16 protein-coding genes are annotated in these 18,117 nt (G+C 30.7%); 12 read left to right on the plus strand and 4 right to left on the minus strand.

Going from position 1 to position 18,117, the window contains the following annotated elements:
- Nucleotides 1-2 precede the first annotated feature (2 nt).
- The 7 genes from ACFQ1O_RS08290 (at nt 3) to ACFQ1O_RS08320 (ending at nt 5,930) form a co-directional block, all read left to right on the plus strand.
- Nucleotides 3-431, plus strand: a complete 429-nt coding sequence (locus ACFQ1O_RS08290) for a hypothetical protein (RefSeq protein WP_377715276.1) — start codon at nt 3-5, stop codon at nt 429-431.
- Nucleotides 428-883, plus strand: coding sequence for a beta-carotene hydroxylase (locus ACFQ1O_RS08295; protein ID WP_377715278.1), 456 nt, complete (start codon nt 428-430; stop codon nt 881-883). Before ACFQ1O_RS08290 ends, ACFQ1O_RS08295 begins: the two co-directional genes overlap by 4 nt.
- Entirely contained in the window at nt 883-1,569 is a 687-nt protein-coding gene (locus ACFQ1O_RS08300) for a lycopene cyclase domain-containing protein (protein ID WP_377715280.1), read from the plus strand. The genes ACFQ1O_RS08295 and ACFQ1O_RS08300 overlap by 1 nt, the downstream gene beginning before the upstream one ends.
- A gap of 292 nt (nt 1,570-1,861) precedes the next feature.
- Complete coding sequence (locus tag ACFQ1O_RS08305) at nt 1,862-3,439, plus strand: 7TM domain-containing protein (RefSeq protein ID WP_377715282.1); 1,578 nt, start codon at nt 1,862-1,864, stop codon at nt 3,437-3,439.
- Nucleotides 3,440-3,464: 25 nt separating this feature from the next.
- The gene (locus ACFQ1O_RS08310; RefSeq protein ID WP_377715284.1) at nt 3,465-4,355 is read left to right on the plus strand and encodes a sugar-transfer associated ATP-grasp domain-containing protein; all 891 of its coding nucleotides are present in this window, start codon (nt 3,465-3,467) and stop codon (nt 4,353-4,355) included.
- A gap of 51 nt (nt 4,356-4,406) precedes the next feature.
- A complete protein-coding gene (locus tag ACFQ1O_RS08315; RefSeq protein ID WP_377715286.1) occupies nt 4,407-4,622 on the plus strand; it encodes a hypothetical protein in 216 nt (71 codons plus the stop codon).
- A gap of 105 nt (nt 4,623-4,727) precedes the next feature.
- Nucleotides 4,728-5,930, plus strand: coding sequence for a hypothetical protein (locus tag ACFQ1O_RS08320; RefSeq protein WP_377715288.1), 1,203 nt, complete (start codon nt 4,728-4,730; stop codon nt 5,928-5,930).
- 110 nt (nt 5,931-6,040) lie between these two features.
- Here ACFQ1O_RS08320 and ACFQ1O_RS08325 read toward each other — a convergent pair whose 3' ends face one another.
- The gene (locus tag ACFQ1O_RS08325) at nt 6,041-6,940 is read right to left on the minus strand and encodes an ATP-grasp domain-containing protein (protein WP_377715290.1); all 900 of its coding nucleotides are present in this window, start codon (nt 6,938-6,940) and stop codon (nt 6,041-6,043) included.
- 229 nt (nt 6,941-7,169) lie between these two features.
- On the opposite strand from ACFQ1O_RS08325, the gene ACFQ1O_RS08330 reads away from it, so the two are divergent.
- The 3 genes from ACFQ1O_RS08330 to ACFQ1O_RS08340 all read left to right on the plus strand — a co-directional run bounded on the left by ACFQ1O_RS08330 (nt 7,170) and on the right by ACFQ1O_RS08340 (nt 10,674).
- Complete coding sequence (locus ACFQ1O_RS08330) at nt 7,170-8,369, plus strand: hypothetical protein (protein WP_377715292.1); 1,200 nt, start codon at nt 7,170-7,172, stop codon at nt 8,367-8,369.
- 28 nt (nt 8,370-8,397) lie between these two features.
- On the plus strand, nt 8,398-9,990 hold the full coding sequence (locus tag ACFQ1O_RS08335) for a hypothetical protein (protein WP_377715294.1): 1,593 nt from the start codon (nt 8,398-8,400) through the stop codon (nt 9,988-9,990).
- Between the two features lie 354 nt (nt 9,991-10,344).
- Complete coding sequence (locus tag ACFQ1O_RS08340) at nt 10,345-10,674, plus strand: hypothetical protein (RefSeq protein ID WP_377715296.1); 330 nt, start codon at nt 10,345-10,347, stop codon at nt 10,672-10,674.
- Between the two features lie 54 nt (nt 10,675-10,728).
- Here the strand turns inward: ACFQ1O_RS08340 and ACFQ1O_RS08345 are convergent, their stop codons facing one another.
- Entirely contained in the window at nt 10,729-11,313 is a 585-nt protein-coding gene (locus ACFQ1O_RS08345) for an acyl carrier protein phosphodiesterase (protein WP_377715298.1), read from the minus strand.
- Nucleotides 11,314-11,408: 95 nt separating this feature from the next.
- Here ACFQ1O_RS08345 and glmM point away from each other — a divergent pair, with 95 nt between their 5' ends.
- Together glmM and ACFQ1O_RS08355 are read left to right on the plus strand one after the other, a co-directional pair.
- A complete protein-coding gene (gene glmM / locus ACFQ1O_RS08350) occupies nt 11,409-12,797 on the plus strand; it encodes a phosphoglucosamine mutase (RefSeq protein WP_377715300.1) in 1,389 nt (462 codons plus the stop codon).
- A gap of 57 nt (nt 12,798-12,854) precedes the next feature.
- On the plus strand, nt 12,855-13,691 hold the full coding sequence (locus ACFQ1O_RS08355) for a DUF2911 domain-containing protein (RefSeq protein ID WP_377715302.1): 837 nt from the start codon (nt 12,855-12,857) through the stop codon (nt 13,689-13,691).
- 56 nt (nt 13,692-13,747) lie between these two features.
- Here ACFQ1O_RS08355 and ACFQ1O_RS08360 read toward each other — a convergent pair whose 3' ends face one another.
- Both ACFQ1O_RS08360 and ACFQ1O_RS08365 read right to left on the minus strand, forming a co-directional pair.
- Entirely contained in the window at nt 13,748-15,433 is a 1,686-nt protein-coding gene (locus tag ACFQ1O_RS08360; protein WP_377715304.1) for a sodium:solute symporter, read from the minus strand.
- A gap of 98 nt (nt 15,434-15,531) precedes the next feature.
- Entirely contained in the window at nt 15,532-18,027 is a 2,496-nt protein-coding gene (locus ACFQ1O_RS08365; RefSeq protein WP_377715306.1) for a PIG-L family deacetylase, read from the minus strand.
- Nucleotides 18,028-18,117: the final 90 nt, after the last annotated feature.

The following is an 18,117-nucleotide window of genomic DNA, read 5'->3' on the forward strand; positions in this document are numbered from 1 at the left end:
AAATGTTTTTAATTATTAGTTTTTTGATGAGTTTTTACAATAATGAACCAATCTATGTAAAAGAATTTCATGAACTAAACTCTAAAAAAAAGGAGCTAGAATTTATAGAAAAATATCATAATAATACTGATGTTAGTATAATAGCTTATGTTGTTTCTATAGAAATGAAGCAAGCAAAATATAAGTTTTTTCCTTGGGATAAATTAAAGATATTTAATGATGGAAAACTTAAATTGGAGGAATTAATACTTGATAACCCAAATAATATTCATTTGAGATATGTTAGATTATTAATTCAGGAAAATACACCATCATTTTTAAACTACAATTCTAGTATTAAAAAAGACAAAGATTTTATTAATAAATTATTACTAATAGAAGATAGTACAGATTATTTAGATAAATATATTTTAAAGAATACATCATTATGATCTATATATTATATGGCATAATTACTTTTTCAACTTTTGCAATTATGGAGGGCATTACTTGGTGTACTCATAAATATATTATGCACGGGTTAGGTTGGTATTTACATGAAGATCATCATCAGCCAGGTTACAATCATGTTTTTGAAAAGAACGATGCATTTTTTGTTGTATTTGCCATACCAAGTATATTGTTATTTTATTTTGGTATTAGACCTGAACTTAATTATTTGTTTTTCATTGCATTGGGTATTCTATTTTACGGAATTGCTTATTTTTTAGTTCATGATGTTTTGATTCACAGAAGATTTAAATGGTTTGATAAAACTAATAATAGATACTTTAGAGCAGCGAGAAAGGCTCATAAAATACATCATAAGCACCTAGGTAAAGAGGATGGAGAATGCTTTGGAATGTTGTTTTTTCCTTACAAATACTATAAAGAGGCAAAGTAATGAAATACCTTTATTTATTATTAAATTTAGGATCTGTTCTTGTACCATTTATAGCTAGTTTTCATCCTAGGCTTAAATTTTATAAGAAGTGGAAATTGCTTATAATATCTCTATTTATAACAAATATTATTTTTATTCCTTGGGATATTTGGTTTACCAAAATGGGAGTATGGGGCTTCAATCCAGATTATTATTTAGGAGAGAAAATATTCGAATTACCTATAGAAGAGTGGTTGTTTTTTATATGCATTCCTTATGCTTGTGTTTTTATGCATTACTCACTGTTAGAGTTGTATCCTAAATGGACATATTCTAAAGGCTTAGGAAACATTATTACACTGGCATTATTTTTAATGTTTGCGTTGTTATTAGTATTTAATTATAATAAATGGTATCCATTAGTGAATTATGGTTTAGCAATTGTAATATTGATGATTGTTTATTTTAAAAATAAGTCACTTCTTTTTCAGTATTATAAAACTTTTTTGATAATGTTAATTCCATTTTTCTTAGTTAATGGAGTATTAACAGGCACAGGAATCGATAAGCAAGTAGTTTGGTATAATAATAATGAGAATTTAGGGGTTAGGATTTTAACGATTCCATTTGAAGATATTACCTACGCTTTTTCATTAATTCTTCTAAACCTAATACTTATAAAGTTTCTTGAAAAGAAATGTTTTTAAGCTCAAGTTGTTTTTATTCTTTCGTTAAAAAATAACTTTATACTTCTATTGTTAGATTTCATTTATTTGATTTTTAATTGTTTAAATGAAAAATAATCTACCTCATTTTATCTATTTATATACATCCATAAAGCTTTTTTGGAGTTAACTAGTAGGGTTAAAATCTTCTTTTTTGTTCTATAAATATCTAAGCAGAGTATCTTCTTAGTAATTTAATAGACGAGAAATTACAACTCAAAACAACCCCTTTTACCTTAACAATTTAATAGATAAACCATTAAAATCGATCATTATGAGAAAGCTTAATTCGTATTCTGTTACACTAGTATTGCTAATAGTAGTAGCATTAATTTCCATGAGTTTTAAGTTCAAACCTGTAATTAAATCTTATGATGATTTCCTTCCTCAAAAAGTATATTCTGTTACATATGATTTTTATATAAAGAGTAAGAAGGGGAAGAAAATTTTTGTAAAATCTTTTTTACCTATAGATAATGATCGTCAAAAAATAGAGAAAATCGTCAATAAGTCTAAAGGAATGTCTTTCGAGATTAAAAAAGATGAAAATGGTAATGACAGAGGAATATGGAGAAAAAAGAAAAAGAAGAAAGCATTTAACACAATTTCTTATTCTTTTCTTTTTAAAGGAAAAGCAATTAAATATAATATAGCCGATGATTTACCTGTAGAGAATATTTATTATACAGATAGTAAGTATTTAGCTCCAGAAAAATATATGCAGGTTAACAATCCAAAAATAACTAAGCTAGTAGATTCTTTAAGTAAAGGAAAAACAGATCTTAAATCGTTATTAAAAAGTTACTACGATTTTGTAAACAACATACCATCTGCACCAATTAGAGATTTAACAGATGCTGTAACAGCTTTAGAGCAAAACCAGGCATCTTGTAACGGTAAGTCAAGATTATTGGTTACTATTTGTAGAAACAAAGGAATACCAGCAAGGTTAGTTGGGGGAGTAATATTAGAAAGTATTAAAAAGAGGACTTCTCATTTATGGACAGAAATTTTTATAAAGGATAAGTGGGTTCCTTTCGATGTGTTAAATGGTTACTTTGCTTATTTACCTGCAAATTATATAGAGCTATATAGAGGTGATAAGTTTTTGGTAACACATACACCAAATGTTTTGTTTGATTATAAATATGATATAAAAGAAATAAATCATATACCATACGTAAATGTTACCGGTAACGAAGCTATAATGAATCACCCAATCTCTTTTTGGAGGCTTTCTAAAGAAGGTGTAATGTCTGATAATGTATTGTATTTCTTTTTATTGTTACCAGTAGGAGGGTTAATTGTAGCACTGTTTAAAAACGTTATAGGATTAAAAACTTATGGAGTATTTTTATCTGTTTTAATAGCTTTTACACTAACAAATACTGGCTACTTTACAGGAATGTTGTTGTTTTTATTAATGATATTTATTGTAACTCTAATGTCTATACCTTTAAATAAATGGGGCTTACTTTATACGCCAAAAGTAGTTGTTATTTTAACGAGCGTTATTTTTATAATATTAAGTTTAATTAATATAGGTATAGCATATGAAGTAGAGTGGTTGGTAGCTTTAACTTTTTTTCCAATCATTATTGTATCTATTATGGCAGAGCGATTTAGTAGAGCTATAATAGAAGAAGGACATAAAAATGCTTTAAAAACAATGCTCCAAACTTTAGTTGTAACCTCATTTTGTTATTTAGTTTTTTCATCGGTTATAATAAAAACTGTATTACTAATCTTTCCAGAAATTATATTAATTATTCTAGCAGTTAATTTAATGCTAGGAAAATGGATAGGACTACGTTTAACAGAATATAGAAGATTTAAATATATTCTAGATTAATTACTAATTATAACTCGTAAGTAATATGAACTTATCAAATATATTTAAGAGAAGCCTAACTAATAATTTTAGTGCTTTGGGTATTAATGAACGTAATGCATCATTAATTTATCCAAATAATGATAGAAAGAATTATAAGTATGCAGACGATAAAATTTTAACTAAATCTATTCTAGAAAAGCATCAAATAGCCTGCACTAAAACCTATGCTATTATAGAACGTATTGGTGGAATACAAACCGGTTGGGAAAGTGTTCAAAAGTATGATAAAGTAGCTATTAAACCAGCTAACGGAAGCGGTGGTGGTGGAATTAAGATTTTAAGAAAAGACACTAATGGTAATTGGATTAGCAGTGGTAAAGTGGTGTCTAACGACGATATTTATTTTCATATGGCTAATATTATTATGGGAATTTTTTCTTTAGGCTCTAACGATAGGGTAATTATAGAGGAATGTATAGAACCCCATAGTTTTTTTCAAGAAATTTACCCCCAAGGAGTTCCAGATTTTAGAGTTATCTTATTAAAAGAAAAACCTCTTTTGGCTATGCTAAGAGTTCCCACAGATAAATCTGACGGTAAGGCTAATTTACACCAAGGAGGTATAGGAATTGGTATCGATATGGAAAGAGGCGTTTTAACTCAAGGTTATGATGGTAAATCTTATTTTGATAATCATCCAGATAACGGAAATCAAATATTAAATAAGCCAATACCTCTATGGGAAGAAGTCTTAACTATAGCAAAAAAAACAGCTAAATACTTCCCGTTAAATTATTTAGGAGCAGATATTGTCTTAGATAAAAACCATGGACCATTAATTTTAGAAATTAATGTAAGACCAGGTTTAGGAATACAAATGGCGAATAAAATAGGCCTAAAAGAAATTTTACAAAAAACAAATGCAAACTGGTAGGGTTTTAAAAGTTGCACCTGTTTCATTAGTATAACCCCTTAAAAAAATAGTATGAAATTCCAAAGATCTCCATTCCCGTATGTAATTGTTTTAGCAACTATAATTAGTTGTGCATTTTTTTCAAATCTTACAGTAGAAAAAAACTTTGAAAAGCCTATTACGTATTCTATATCTAACGATATAAATAATGTTACAGATATAGTATCTAATTTTCAAAAAGAGAATACAGAACCTGTTTTATTAACAGATGCTAGTTTAAGTAAATAAGCTCTTTTCTAAAACCTAATAGTAAGTATTTTGATTTTATCTGATTACTAATAGGTAGATCTCCATTTTCTCATTTTTACCCATAAATATTTCAACCAATTTCTTATGAAAAACTGTCTGGTTGCATTTATAATGCTCTTTAGTAGCATTAGTATAGCTCAAATAAAAACTAGTATTATATATTTTTCTGGTTATGAGAAAAATATTAATAAAAACCCAGATCTGTTTTTAAAAGTAGAAAATACTTTGGTGGATGATGATTTTATAGATGATGAGTTGTTTGATGATGAGCTACTTGAAAACATAGTCGAATCAAATTATTATATAGAAGAACATACTACTCTGAGAGAAGATAGACTTTATCAAAATAGTTTTTATTCAGATTTAAGAGCAAAGATTAGTTATAAAAAAGAATGGAGGTATTCAGATTTTAAGTTTAGTTTAACTCCTAGGTCACGATTCTTCTATACACAAGAGAAACTAAACCATTTTATTATACCTGGTAAAGTATTATATTCATTTGACATTTTTAAAAATATTAAATGGGAGAATAATGTATCTTTTGCTTACAAAGAGCGAAAAGGGTTTAATTTAGATGAAAATGAGGCTCAAGTTCCTTTAGGCTATCTAGATGTTACTGGTAATAGTATATTTCACTTTAAATTATTTAAGCGTAATAAAAACTTTCTTGCATTTCATTTTGGTAAAAGAGACTTTGAGAATACTGAAAAGAAAAGTATTTATTACATAAGGTATGGTGCAGAAATTAGTAGCAAAAAACGTTTTAAAATCCGCTCTTTAACCCATTCTTACGGTTTTAATGCTAGATTTAGTAATAGAAATTATTCAATTTTAAAGAAAGGGAAAGAGTCTGAGTTAGTTTGGCAATATGCAACTCTAGGAGCTTTTTATAAAGCATACCTTACTAAGAAAACAGCTTTGAGTTTTAACCTAGATTATAATTTAAGATTAGATAAAACAAAAAATAAATTTGGTTATAAAGAATGGAGTCCATCTTTACTACTATCTTATAAAGCAAGAAAATACTCATGGTCACTTAGAGGGACAGGTATATATAGATCTTTTACTACTATAAAAGCTAGAGACAACGACAATAATAAAAGTCCGCTTGTATATAAGTATTTTAAAGCAAATGTAAATGGGAGTTATAAATTGTCAAAAAAAATATCTCTATTAATAGAAGCTTCTATTAATAATAGAGAGACTAATAATATAATAACTTCATCTTTAGCTTACAGAACTTATGCAAACTTTTACTCTGGTATAGGAATAAGCTACAAAATATAGTTATTTTGAACTGTTGGCTTTCTAGAGTATATAATAAAGGTGTTTTGTTATTGCTATTATTTACCTCTAAGTAGTTTGAACTGATAGGTACCAATAATCCCAATCTTAAACTAAGCTATTAACTTTTTTATTCCTTTAGCTAAAACAGTTGCGGCTTCATGATGATTTCTGAACCACAATTCAGGCTCAATTAATTCTACTTCAGAAATAGCTAAGTTATTATTATTGTCAATAATAACATCTACGCGAGCGTACATAGGTAATTCTGGACATGCTAATACAGCTTTTTCAGCAAAAGTTTTTTCTTCTGGAGTTGCTTCGTGAATATGAACACTACCTCCAAAATCATCTTGAACTCTAAAATCACCGGGTTTTGCTATCTTTAATACAGCATGAGTGTATTTACCATTCATTACCATAAAAGAGTATTCACCTTTGGTAACAATATTTTCCTGAAAAGGTTGTAGCATCATAGCTTCATTTGCAATGAGCTTTTGAAAAATGTTTTCGTGTTTATCTAAGTTGTTTAAATCAAGTTTATAAGTGTGTCTAGCTGCTCCAGAAATACAAGGTTTTAAAACTGTTTTTTTCCAACCTAATTTTTGATGCAATTCTAGTAATGAGGTTATCGTTCCTTTTTCTATAAAATGCGTTTCACAAACTGGTATTCCTTTTTCTTGAAGGTCTAATAAATAATGCTTGTCTATGTTCCATTGTATTGTATTAGCAGAGTTTAATAATATAGTTTCTGATGTTACTTTGCCTAACCAGTTTTCAAACTCACTGTATCTATCAAAATAATCCCATGTCGATCGAAATAAAATATATTTAGTACTAGACCAATTAAAACTTGTATCAGACCAACTTTTTCTGTCTGCTTTTAAGCCTTGCTTTTCTAAAGCTTCTATTACCAAACGGTCTTCTAATAAAACATTTTTATTATAGTCGTTTATTTCGGTAGGGTTGAGATACCTATCTTCTGTAACAACAACAACATCTATATTCTTCATGGTTTAAATTTTAAAATCAGTTGATCAAATATACAGTTTCCATGTCATTTCGTAAACAAACTTATCTATGATGATAAAATTTACTGATTTATTTATTTTGTAAATACTTAAAATTCAATTGAACTTCTAAATATTCATTTAATCGATTTTTAAAGTACCTGTTGTCGATTTTAAGAAAAAACCCACACGAACTATTAGGTTTATTTCTTAGTTTAAAAATAAAAAAACTATGAAAACCACAATTAGATTATTTTTTTGTTTAGCACTTCTGTTGCTTTCATGTGAAGATCATGAAGAGATAAAGTTAAACGATAAACAGGAAGAAAAATACAATTCGGGAGAATTTTTTGAAATAGAATCAATTGATTATCAAACAGTAAATGAACTAGATTCATCTAGTTCTCACGCCTCTAGGTGTAATGATTCAACAGTTAAGAGGTTTTGTTTAAAAAGAAAAATTTGGGCCGGTCAAAACATAAGAGTAGGTACTTTTAAGATCATTAAGCTTGAAGAAGGAAAATATAAAATCGTTTTTCGTTTAAGAGATAATTGGAAAGCTATAGAGAGTCATTTTTATATTGGAGATTGTAACTCAATTCCAGTAAACAATGCCAATAATCCAAAAATTGGAAATTTCCCTATAAAAAACACCTACCCATCAGGTACTAATAAAATAGTAATAATATTTAATACAAGTGTAGACGAATTTTGTGTTGCAGCTCATGCGGTAGTAAAGAAGGGGTGTGTTACAGAGACGGCTTGGGCAGCAGGAACACAATTTAATAACAATAATTGGGCAACATATGTATCTTTTGATGGGACTGACTGCGTGCCAGTTAGACCTCCAACAGATTCAGGTGGAACAGATTCAGGAGGAACGGATTCAGGAGGAACAGACTCAGGTGGAACGGATTCAGGAGGAACAGACTCAGGAGGAACAGACTCAGGCGGAACAGATTCAGGTGGAACTGACTCAGGAGGAACAGACTCAGGTGGAACGGATTCAGGAGGAACAGACTCAGGAGGAACAGACTCAGGAGGAACAGACTCAGGAGGAACAGACTCAGGAGGAACAGATTCAGGAGGAACAGACTCAGGAGGAACAGACTCAGGCGGAACTGATTCAGGAGGAACAGACTCAGGCGGAACTGATTCAGGAGGAACAGACTCAGGAGGAACGGATTCAGGAGGAACTGATTCAGGAGGAACGGATTCAGGAGGAACAGATTCAGGAGGAACAGATTCAGGAGGAACAGATTCAGGAGGAACAGATTCAGGAGGAACAGATTCAGGAGGAACTGATTCAGGTGGAACTGACTCAGGTGGAACAGGATCTGATGGAGATGCAGGAACTGGATCAGGTTCTGGAGATGCTGGAAGTGGTCAAGGAGATGGTAATGTAGATGTAGGTGGGCCAACAGGAGAATAGAATATTTAACCGATAAAAGCTACAAATCATGAAAAAAGTATTTAGAAGCATAGTATTCACCTTTTTATCTTTTACGTTTGTAACGTATGCTCAGGTAGGTATTGGCACAACAACTCCAGAGGCTAGCTCTCTTTTAGATATAGATGCTATGTCATCTGGAAATAATAAAGGAATTTTAATACCTAGAATACCCTTAACAGGTTCTACAGATACTACAACTATAACATCACCGGCTAATTCGTTATTAATTTATAATACCAACAATATTAGCGATGTAACTGCAGGATTTTACTATTGGAATTCAACTACAGGTATTTGGACCCGACTCTTGAACAGTCAAACGGCTGATTGGGCTAGGTTGGGTAACGCAGGAACCAATAGTGCAGTTAATTTTTTAGGAACCACAGATAATGTAGACATGGTTTTTAAAACAAATAACAATGAAGTAATGCGTTTACAATCTGGAGGAGAAGTAGCTATAGGTACTACTTCAGTATCTGGGGATAATTTTGTAGAGGTAAGAACTTCTGTTGCAGATATTGATGGAATAAGTTCGTATGTTACAGGAACTGGCGGAATAGGAGTGTACGGATCGTCTCCAGATTATTTTGGAGTTTGGGGAGTGTCAACCACTAATAATGGAATATATGGAAGTTCTGTTAGTGATGAAGGAGTTAGAGGAGTAACTTCGGCAGATGAAGATGTGACAGGGTTTCTAACTGCTGGGGTTTATGGCGGAAACAATAGCACTGGTGGCTCCTCTACAGGTATATTAGGAATAGCTAATGCAGCAACAGAAACCGTAGGAATTAGAGCCATTGCAGGAGGTACAACTTCTTATCAAGACGCTAGTGTAAATTCAATAGGTTTAACAACAAATGCTCCTGAACTAGCAATTTATGCTTATTCAGAAAACACAACGGGAGAGCGATATACAGGTCACTTTGTATCAGAGTTTGATAATAATGACTTAACTTATAACGAACCTAGGGCTCAATTGGCAGGATATAATCCAGATGGAGTAGGTCTTATTGGAAATGAAATGTATTATGGAGGGTATTTTTATTCAGGAGGTACAACATCTGGAGCCTATACATATGTAGGATCAAGAGAAAACACAGGAACTATAATAGCACCTATTTGGGTAAATCATAAAGTTATAGGTAATGGAGTTGTAAGTACAATTGTTAGAGGAGAAAAAGAGGATGTAACTATGTTCGCGCCAGAGGCTCCAGAAGTATTATTTACAGATAGCGGCATAGGAACTTTAAAAAATGGTCAAGCTTATATACAGTTAGATCCAATATTAACTAAAAATATTCATGTATCTAAAACCAATCCACTTAGGGTACTTATTCAACTTGAAGGTGAATGTAATGGAGTTTATGTAACAGATAAAACCGATAAAGGATTTCAAGTAAAAGAATTGAAGAAAGGTAAAAGTAATGTCAATTTTAGTTGGCATGTAATAGCTAATAGAAAAGATGAAATTAATAGTGATAATTCATTAACATCATACCAAGATTTACGATTTCCTATAGCTCCTAAGAGATTGTCAAATCAATTAAAAAAACACAATAAGGTTAAAAAGAAGAAAGAGATGAGGAATGAGAGACAATAATACAAATCCACCTGTCTAAAAAATCTTTTTAGAGAAATATTTATAGATAAAAATATAGTAAACTAGCCAACTCAGGTTCATTAATAGCTTAGTAATTGATTGAAATTAGAAAGTGTAAATCTTAGTTTTCTGGAAAATGTAAACTAATTAAATTTGTTAAAAAATATTGTAATTCATCGAATTTAAGATAAAACTTACCGTTTTGTATAATTTATTTCATAAATTAATGATTATAAATAAATTGTTCTAATGTTAATCAATTAAAAACCACGTAAAAATTTATGAAAAAAAAATGCCAAAAAAGTTAAGTACATCCCAATAAGACTGTAGTAGTGTTTTAATAAAAAAAAACCTATGGAAAAGATTAAAACACAAGTAATTAAAGAAATTTTAAAGAAAAGAAATGATGTCAAAGAATTGTATTTATTAAAAGGTTATGATAAAGCAGTTGATGACATAATGCAGGTATTAAAAGAAGAATTAATAGAAGATAATTATAACAAACCATCTTCGCTAGATTTAATAATTGATTTAGACTTAATTGAAGATAAAAATCGTAAATCTATAAGCAAAGAAAATGCAGTAAAGTTATTTTATTACAAATTAGGATGGGATAGAGGAAGTAGTAGGATGGCAGATTCTAATTTTAATAATAATGAATTGTTGCTAAAGAAAATAGTTTAATAATTATAGATATAATTATTAAAAAGGGCTACAATATATTATGTGTAGCCCTTTTTAGTTATCAGATAAGTATTTTTTTGTAAAAATTATCAGGTCTTCAAAAAACAAGGTAAACTCGTTTTCAAATTCATTGTAAAATTCTTTTAATTCTGTAACAGCTAGATTCATTCTAGAGTGATTATTGGTCCTTCTATTCATCCCCTCCAAAACTTTGGTAATACCATCTATACTTGCGTAAGAAAGCAACCAGTTATCTTGCATCATATACGGCATCATTTTTTTAACAGAAATAGGTAGTAATTCAAAATTATCTTCTAATAAATTGTAAAAATCATTTACGTAAATATGTAAAGGAATATCAGAATAATTCATCCAGTTTTTAGCTAAAAAATGATCATAAAGTATATCTACAATAACACTTGCATAATGTCCATAAGCTTTATAGAGTCTACGTTTACTCTGTTTTACAATTTCATGTTTGTCGGTAAAAGTATCAATTTGCCGGTGTAACAAAATTCCTTTCTGTATGTCTTTAGGGTAATTTAGATATTGCTTTCCACGAATACCGTCAGCAATAAAATTACCTATTTTTATTGCATTTTCTTCATTAGATAAATATATATGAGCTAGAAAATTCACGAGTTAAAAGTACAACATAATTGTTAATATAAATTTGATATATCAATCATTTTATAGCAAGTGATTCCCTTATATTTGTAATAAATCAAAAAAGAATGACATTAATAAAATCAATATCAGGAATAAGAGGTACTATAGGAGGGAAAGTAGGTGAAAATTTAACACCTATTGATGCAGTTAAGTTTGCTGCAGCTTATGGTACTTGGTTAAAGAATGATAGAAACAAAGATACATATAGAGTAGTGGTAGGGCGTGACGCACGTTTATCGGGTAATATGATTCAAGAATTGGTTATGAATACCTTAATAGGCTTAGGTATTCATGTAATTGATTTAGGTCTATCTACCACACCAACAGTAGAAGTTGCTGTACCGTTAGAGCATGCAGATGGAGGTATAATTTTGACAGCCTCTCACAATCCAAAACAATGGAATGCTTTAAAATTATTAAATAGTAAAGGAGAATTTTTAAATGGTGCCGAAGGAGCTAAAATATTAGAAATAGCTGAGAGCGATTCCTTTAATTTTGCCGAAGTTGACGATTTAGGAAAGCGTACAATAAATGATGCTTATATTGATATTCATGTAGATGAGGTGTTAGATTTAGAACTAGTTGATGCAGACAAAGTAAAAGCAGCAGGTTTTAAAGTTGTAGTAGATGGGGTTAATTCTACAGGAGGAATTGCTATACCAATGTTATTAGAAAGAATGGGAGTACATGTAGTTAAATTATATTGTGAGCCTACCGGACATTTTCCTCATAATCCAGAACCCTTAAAAGAACATTTAACTGATTTATCTGAATTAGTGGTTAAAGAAAATGCCGATTTAGGAATTGTAGTAGATCCAGATGTAGATAGATTAGCTTTTATGTGTAACGATGGTGAAATGTTTGGAGAAGAATACACCTTAGTAGCTTGTGCAGATTATGTGTTGAGTAAAAAAGGAGGGAATACAGTTTCAAACATGTCTTCATCTCGTGCTTTACGAGATGTAACCGAAAAGCATGGAGGTACATATGAAGCTTCTGCAGTAGGAGAGGTGAATGTAGTAGAGTTAATGAAGAAGAACGAGGCTATAATTGGAGGAGAAGGAAATGGGGGAATTATTTATCCGGCAAGTCATTATGGTAGAGATTCTTTAGTTGGGGTGGCTTTATTTTTAACACATTTAGCAGAACAAAAGGTGTCAACCAGAGAGTTAAGAGATTCGTATCCTAGTTACTTTATGAGTAAAAATAAGATACAATTAACTCCACAGTTAGATGTAGATGGTATTTTAAAAGCTATGGAAGAAAAGTATGCAAGTGAAGATATTACTACCGTAGATGGAGTAAAGATCGATTTTGCAGAAAATTGGGTACATTTACGTAAATCTAATACCGAACCAATTATTAGAATTTATACAGAAGCTAAGTCACAGGATTTAGCAGATGAGTTGGCTCAAAAAATAATGAACGAAATAAAAGAAATAGCTAATATATAGCTGTAAGTAATTGTAGAAATTACGTCTTAATTTAGTAACCAATTAATATTTATAACAATGAAAAAAATACTTTTAGTTGCATTAGCTTTTGCAACAGTACAATTTTCTTCTGCTCAGGTAGAAACACCACAACCAAGTCCAGCTTCTAAAATGGAGCAAAAAGTAGGTTTAACAGATGTTACAGTAAATTATTCTAGACCTGGAGTAAAAGGAAGAACAATTTTTGGAGATTTAGTTCCTTACGGTAAAGTTTGGAGAACTGGAGCCAACAAAAACACAACCATATCATTTTCTGATGATGTAATGATAGGAGGAAAAGAATTAAAGGCAGGAGAGTATGCTTTGTTTACAAAGCCGAATGCAGGTTCATGGGATATTTATTTTTACACAGACACTAACAACTGGGGAGCACCTAGAAAATGGGATGATGCTAAAGTGGCTTTAACAACTACTGCTAAAGTAGAGAAGTTACCGTTTAATGTAGAAACTTTCATGATTTTAATAACTAATATTAAAACAAATGGAGCTTCTTTAGAGTTTGTATGGGAAAATGTAATGGTAGAAGTACCATTTACGGTACCAACAGATAAAAAAGCTGTTGCTAATATAGAAAAGGTAATGGCTGGTCCTTCTGCCAACGACTACTTTGATTCGGCTACTTTTTATTATGATAATGGAAAAGACATTAACAAAGCTAAAATGTGGATAGAGAAAGCGGTTGAATTATCAGATAAACCAAGATTCTGGTATATACATACTCAGGCATTAATTTACAAAAAAGCTGGAGATAAGAAAGCAGCTAAAAAAGCAGCAGAGCGCTCATTAGCATTAGCTAAAGAAGCTAAGTACGATGCTTATATTAAGAAAAACGAAGACTTATTAAAGACTTTATAATCCTTGAATATTCTTTAAAAGAAAAGCCTCCTAAATTTAGGAGGCTTTTTTTGTTTTTAAGAACCTATATCAGATATAGAGCCTGTAGATATATTTTCTTTATAGAAACTCTGTATAATTATAGCAATAAAAATTACTATTACACAACCAATTAAGTTTAACCATAAGTAAGGCAAAGAAATAGTTCCATTGTCATCTAATAGGTATAACCCAATAACGATTACTTGAGTAATAATAGCAGCAATAAAAACAGCTTTAGATTTTACAAACTTAAAGAAAAAGGCTAGCAAGAAGATACCTAGAATATTACCATAGAATATAGAACCTATAATATTTACCAGCTGTATTAAGTTTTCAACCAGCGTACCAAAGCAAGCAAATAGAATAGCAATAACTCCCCAAGCAAACGTAAACCACTTGGTAGCTTTTACATAATGAGTATCGGTCTTTTTGTTTTTTTGGTTTCTTTTGTATAAATCTATAGTAGTAGTGGTAGCTAAAGCATTTAATTCACTAGCAGTACTAGACATTGCAGCACTTAAAATAACAGCTAATAATAAACCTATTAATCCAACAGGTAATTTGGTTAGAATAAAGTGTAAAAAGACATAATCTTTATCGTTAGCCTCAGCAGTTATGTTTGCTTTTTTAATTAGTTCTTTAGCTTCCAGTCTATAAGCCTTATCTAAATCGTTTAATTCTTTTCTTTTATTAATGTCACTGGTATTTAATGCTAAAATTTGTTGCTGATTGGCTTGATGCTTTTGTTCTAATATCTGATACTCATTAGCATATTGAGTCGCACTAATTTGTTCTTTTACTTCTGGATTAAAATGAATAGGTGAGGTACTAAATTGGTAGAATACAAATACCATTACACCAACTAATAAAATAAAGAATTGCATAGGCACTTTTAATAGCCCGTTAAATAACAGTCCTAATTGACTTTCTTTTATGGATTTACCAGATAAATATCGCTGAACCTGACTCTGATCGGTTCCAAAATATGATAATGCTAAGAAACTTCCTCCAATAATCCCACTCCAAAAAGTATATCTGTTTTCTAAATTAAAAGAAAAATCTAATACTTTCATTTTATCATTTATAGCAGCTATATCTATGGCTTCAGAAAAACCAACTCCTTCTGGTAAGTAATCTAATATCATGAAAAAGGCAATAAACATACCTGTCATGATTACAAACATTTGTTGTTTCTGAGTAACACTTACGGCTGTAGTTCCTCCAGAAACGGTATAGATAATTACTAGGGTTCCAATAATTAAATTAAGGAGTTTTAAATCCCAACCTAATATAGTAGAAAGGACTATAGCAGGGGCAAAAATGGTAATACCTGCAGCTAAGCCTCTTTGCACTAAAAACAGAACTGCAGCTAAGGTTCGTGTTTTTAAATCGAAACGTTGTTCTAAATATTCGTAAGCGGTGTAAACATTTAGTTTATGGTAAATAGGAATAAATACCATACATATAATGACCATGGCTATAGGTAAACCAAAGTAAAATTGAACAAAGCCCATCCCGCTATGAAAAGCTTGCCCTGGAGTAGACAAAAAAGTAATAGCACTCGCCTGAGTTGCCATTACAGACAGACCAATAGTCCACCATTTACTATCTCCACCTTTAATAAATTCTTTTACAGTTTTTCTTCCGCGTGTTTTCCAAGAGCCATAGCCTACAATAAAAGCAATAGTGCTTAATAAAATAACCCAATCTAATGTTTGCATATTAATTGTATAATGAGGTTATTAAATAAAACAATAGAATGTAAATGGCATTAGCAACGAGTACTAAAGTGTACATTTTTTTCCATTTGTATTGAGTCTTATTTTCCATTTTTTCCTAGTGATAAGATATTAGCAAATAATCGGTATGCACCTGGTACTCCAGCAGGAAACTCTCTAAAGAAACTTAATCCTGTATATATATAATTCCCTTTTCCGTATTTAGCAATTAATAAACTACCATCTTTTTTAGACTCCCCTTTATCGTGCATACTCAATATAGGAGTGAATTCTTTTGCCCATTTATTAGGGAAATACAATCCACGTTCTTGTACCCAACCTTCAAAATCTTTTTGAGTGATTTTATTAGGATAGTTTAAAACTTCATGGTCTTTTGCTAGAAAAGTAACAGGCGCATATTCATCGGTAACACGATCTCTAGATAAGGTAATATCGTAAGGAGCTAATTTATCAGTTTTTAATCGATGACGAGTATTGTATTGAACCACCATATTCCCTCCGTTTTTTACGTAATCGAACAGGATGTCTTGTTTATGAGTTAAGTTCTCTAAAACATTATAAGCTCTAATACCTACAACTATAGCATCGTATTTTTCTAATTGAGATGTATTATTAATGTTATCAGGAATTAGTTCTTCTACTTCATAATCAATATGTTCTAAACTTTCTACAGTAACATCTCCAGAGCCTTTTATATAGCCAATTAACTTACCTTTTGTTGTAATATCTAATTTTACCACTTTAGCTTTACTGTCTAGTAACACCGCTTGCTTAGGTATGTGATCGTAATCTATATAAACTAATTCTTTGTTGTAACTAGTGTTTTGATAAGTAAATACAGATTCAATAGCTCCTTCAGATTGAGTTTTACTAGGTGTAACCATAAAGTCAACAGTTTTGCTCATTCCTTTATTGGCAATTGTTAAATCAGCTCTTTCAGGTAGAGCACTCCAGCCTTCAGGAACTTTTAATTGTAATACGCCACTAATATTCTCTTTGTTAGCAAGAACTTCTACGCTAACTTTTTTAGCTTCGTTGTTATTAAAAATATATACATCTTCTTTTATAGATGAGGTTACTTCTGGTAAGACGTAAAACGGTTCGTAAATTTCTCCTTTTGCAGGGTCTGTATACTTATAAATAATATCTTTTTGAATGCTGATAGGAGTATCTAAAATGTTTAAGTTGAAGGTAGCTTTGGTAATTTTGTTTGTTTCTGGTAAGCCAATGTTTTTTATATTACTGACATGGTACATTCCTAATGTTCCTTCTTTATTAAGCCAATATGGTCCATTGGTATTAGCTGTTTTTGAAAGTTGATAGCTAACATCAATAGTGTTTTTTTTATTGAATTCTAAGGATAAACCTTGCTCAAAAGCTTGATCTAAAACATCTATTGAATTAAGCGTAATTTTGTTATTACTCCTATTAATAGCTTCAATTTTTAAATCATTTTTAGAACCCGGGTTGGTTATAGAAGAACTAGCAACAGCTTCTAAATACAATCCAGCACATTGTTCTATTATAAAAGAGATTTCTTTTGTTTTTTGAGTTTTCCAATGGTCATTGTTTAATTGCTGAATTAATTGATAGGCTTTTATTAATTCTGGTAAATGAATACTTGGTTTATTAAAATTAAAATTGTTCTCAACCTTATTAAGGATATCTCCAATAGCTTTACCACCTTTAACTCTAGACCAACTCGTGTTAATACCTTCAAATAAGTCATTGTTTTTTGGGTAATCTCCTTTCAGTAATTCTAAATATTCTAATTGTTCTCCTCTAGTTCCACTACTACCAAAACCTTGGCACTTATGCTGACTCCTACTAAGAGCAGCTATTTCGGTGTTAGATAATCCTTTAGAAGGGTAATAAACACCTATATCTGCAGTTACCATATTTGATTTGTCAGCTTTTTCAAATTTTTCTTTACTACCATAAAACCACCAAGATGTATTAAAGAAAATACGTTTGGGTTGCCATGTGCCTAATTCATTAGCTTGGTTAGGATAAACTGATGATTTCTTAGCCAAATCAAAAGCTTCTACACCTAACATAGCTGAGGTAGTATGGTGACCATGAGTTGTACCAGGACTTCTGTGGTCAAACCTATTTACTATTATATCTGGCTTAAATTGTCTAATAACTCTAATAACATCGCTTAAAACTTCTTCTTCGTTCCAAATAGCTAAAGTTTCATCTGGATGTTTAGAGTAACCAAAATCATTAGCTCTGGTAAAAAATTGTTCTCCACCATCTATATTTCTAGCAGCTAATAATTCTTGAGTTCGTAATACACCTAGTTTTTCTCTTAGTTCTGGTCCTATTAAATTTTGCCCACCATCACCTCTGGTTAAAGATAAGTATGCAGTTCTTGCATGTAGGTGATTGGATAGATAAGATATTAGCCTTGTATTTTCATCGTCTGGGTGTGCGGCTAAATACAAAACGGAACCTAAGAAGTTTAACTTTTTAATTTCGTTATGTATTTCTGAAGGATTAAGCTTTTTAGGTGCTTGTGCCCAAGATAATGAGGTTAATAAAATAAATAGGGCAGTGGTATAGTTTTTAAACATGGAATTAAGTTTGTGACTTAGTTGCTCAAATATATTAAAACTAACAGTTTTTTTAAGTTAAAATTCTAGTTATAAGCATCACTAAAAAAG

The sequence above is a fragment of the Pseudofulvibacter geojedonensis genome (assembly GCF_042675745.1).
Classification (GTDB): Bacteria; Bacteroidota; Bacteroidia; order Flavobacteriales; family Flavobacteriaceae; genus Pseudofulvibacter; species Pseudofulvibacter geojedonensis.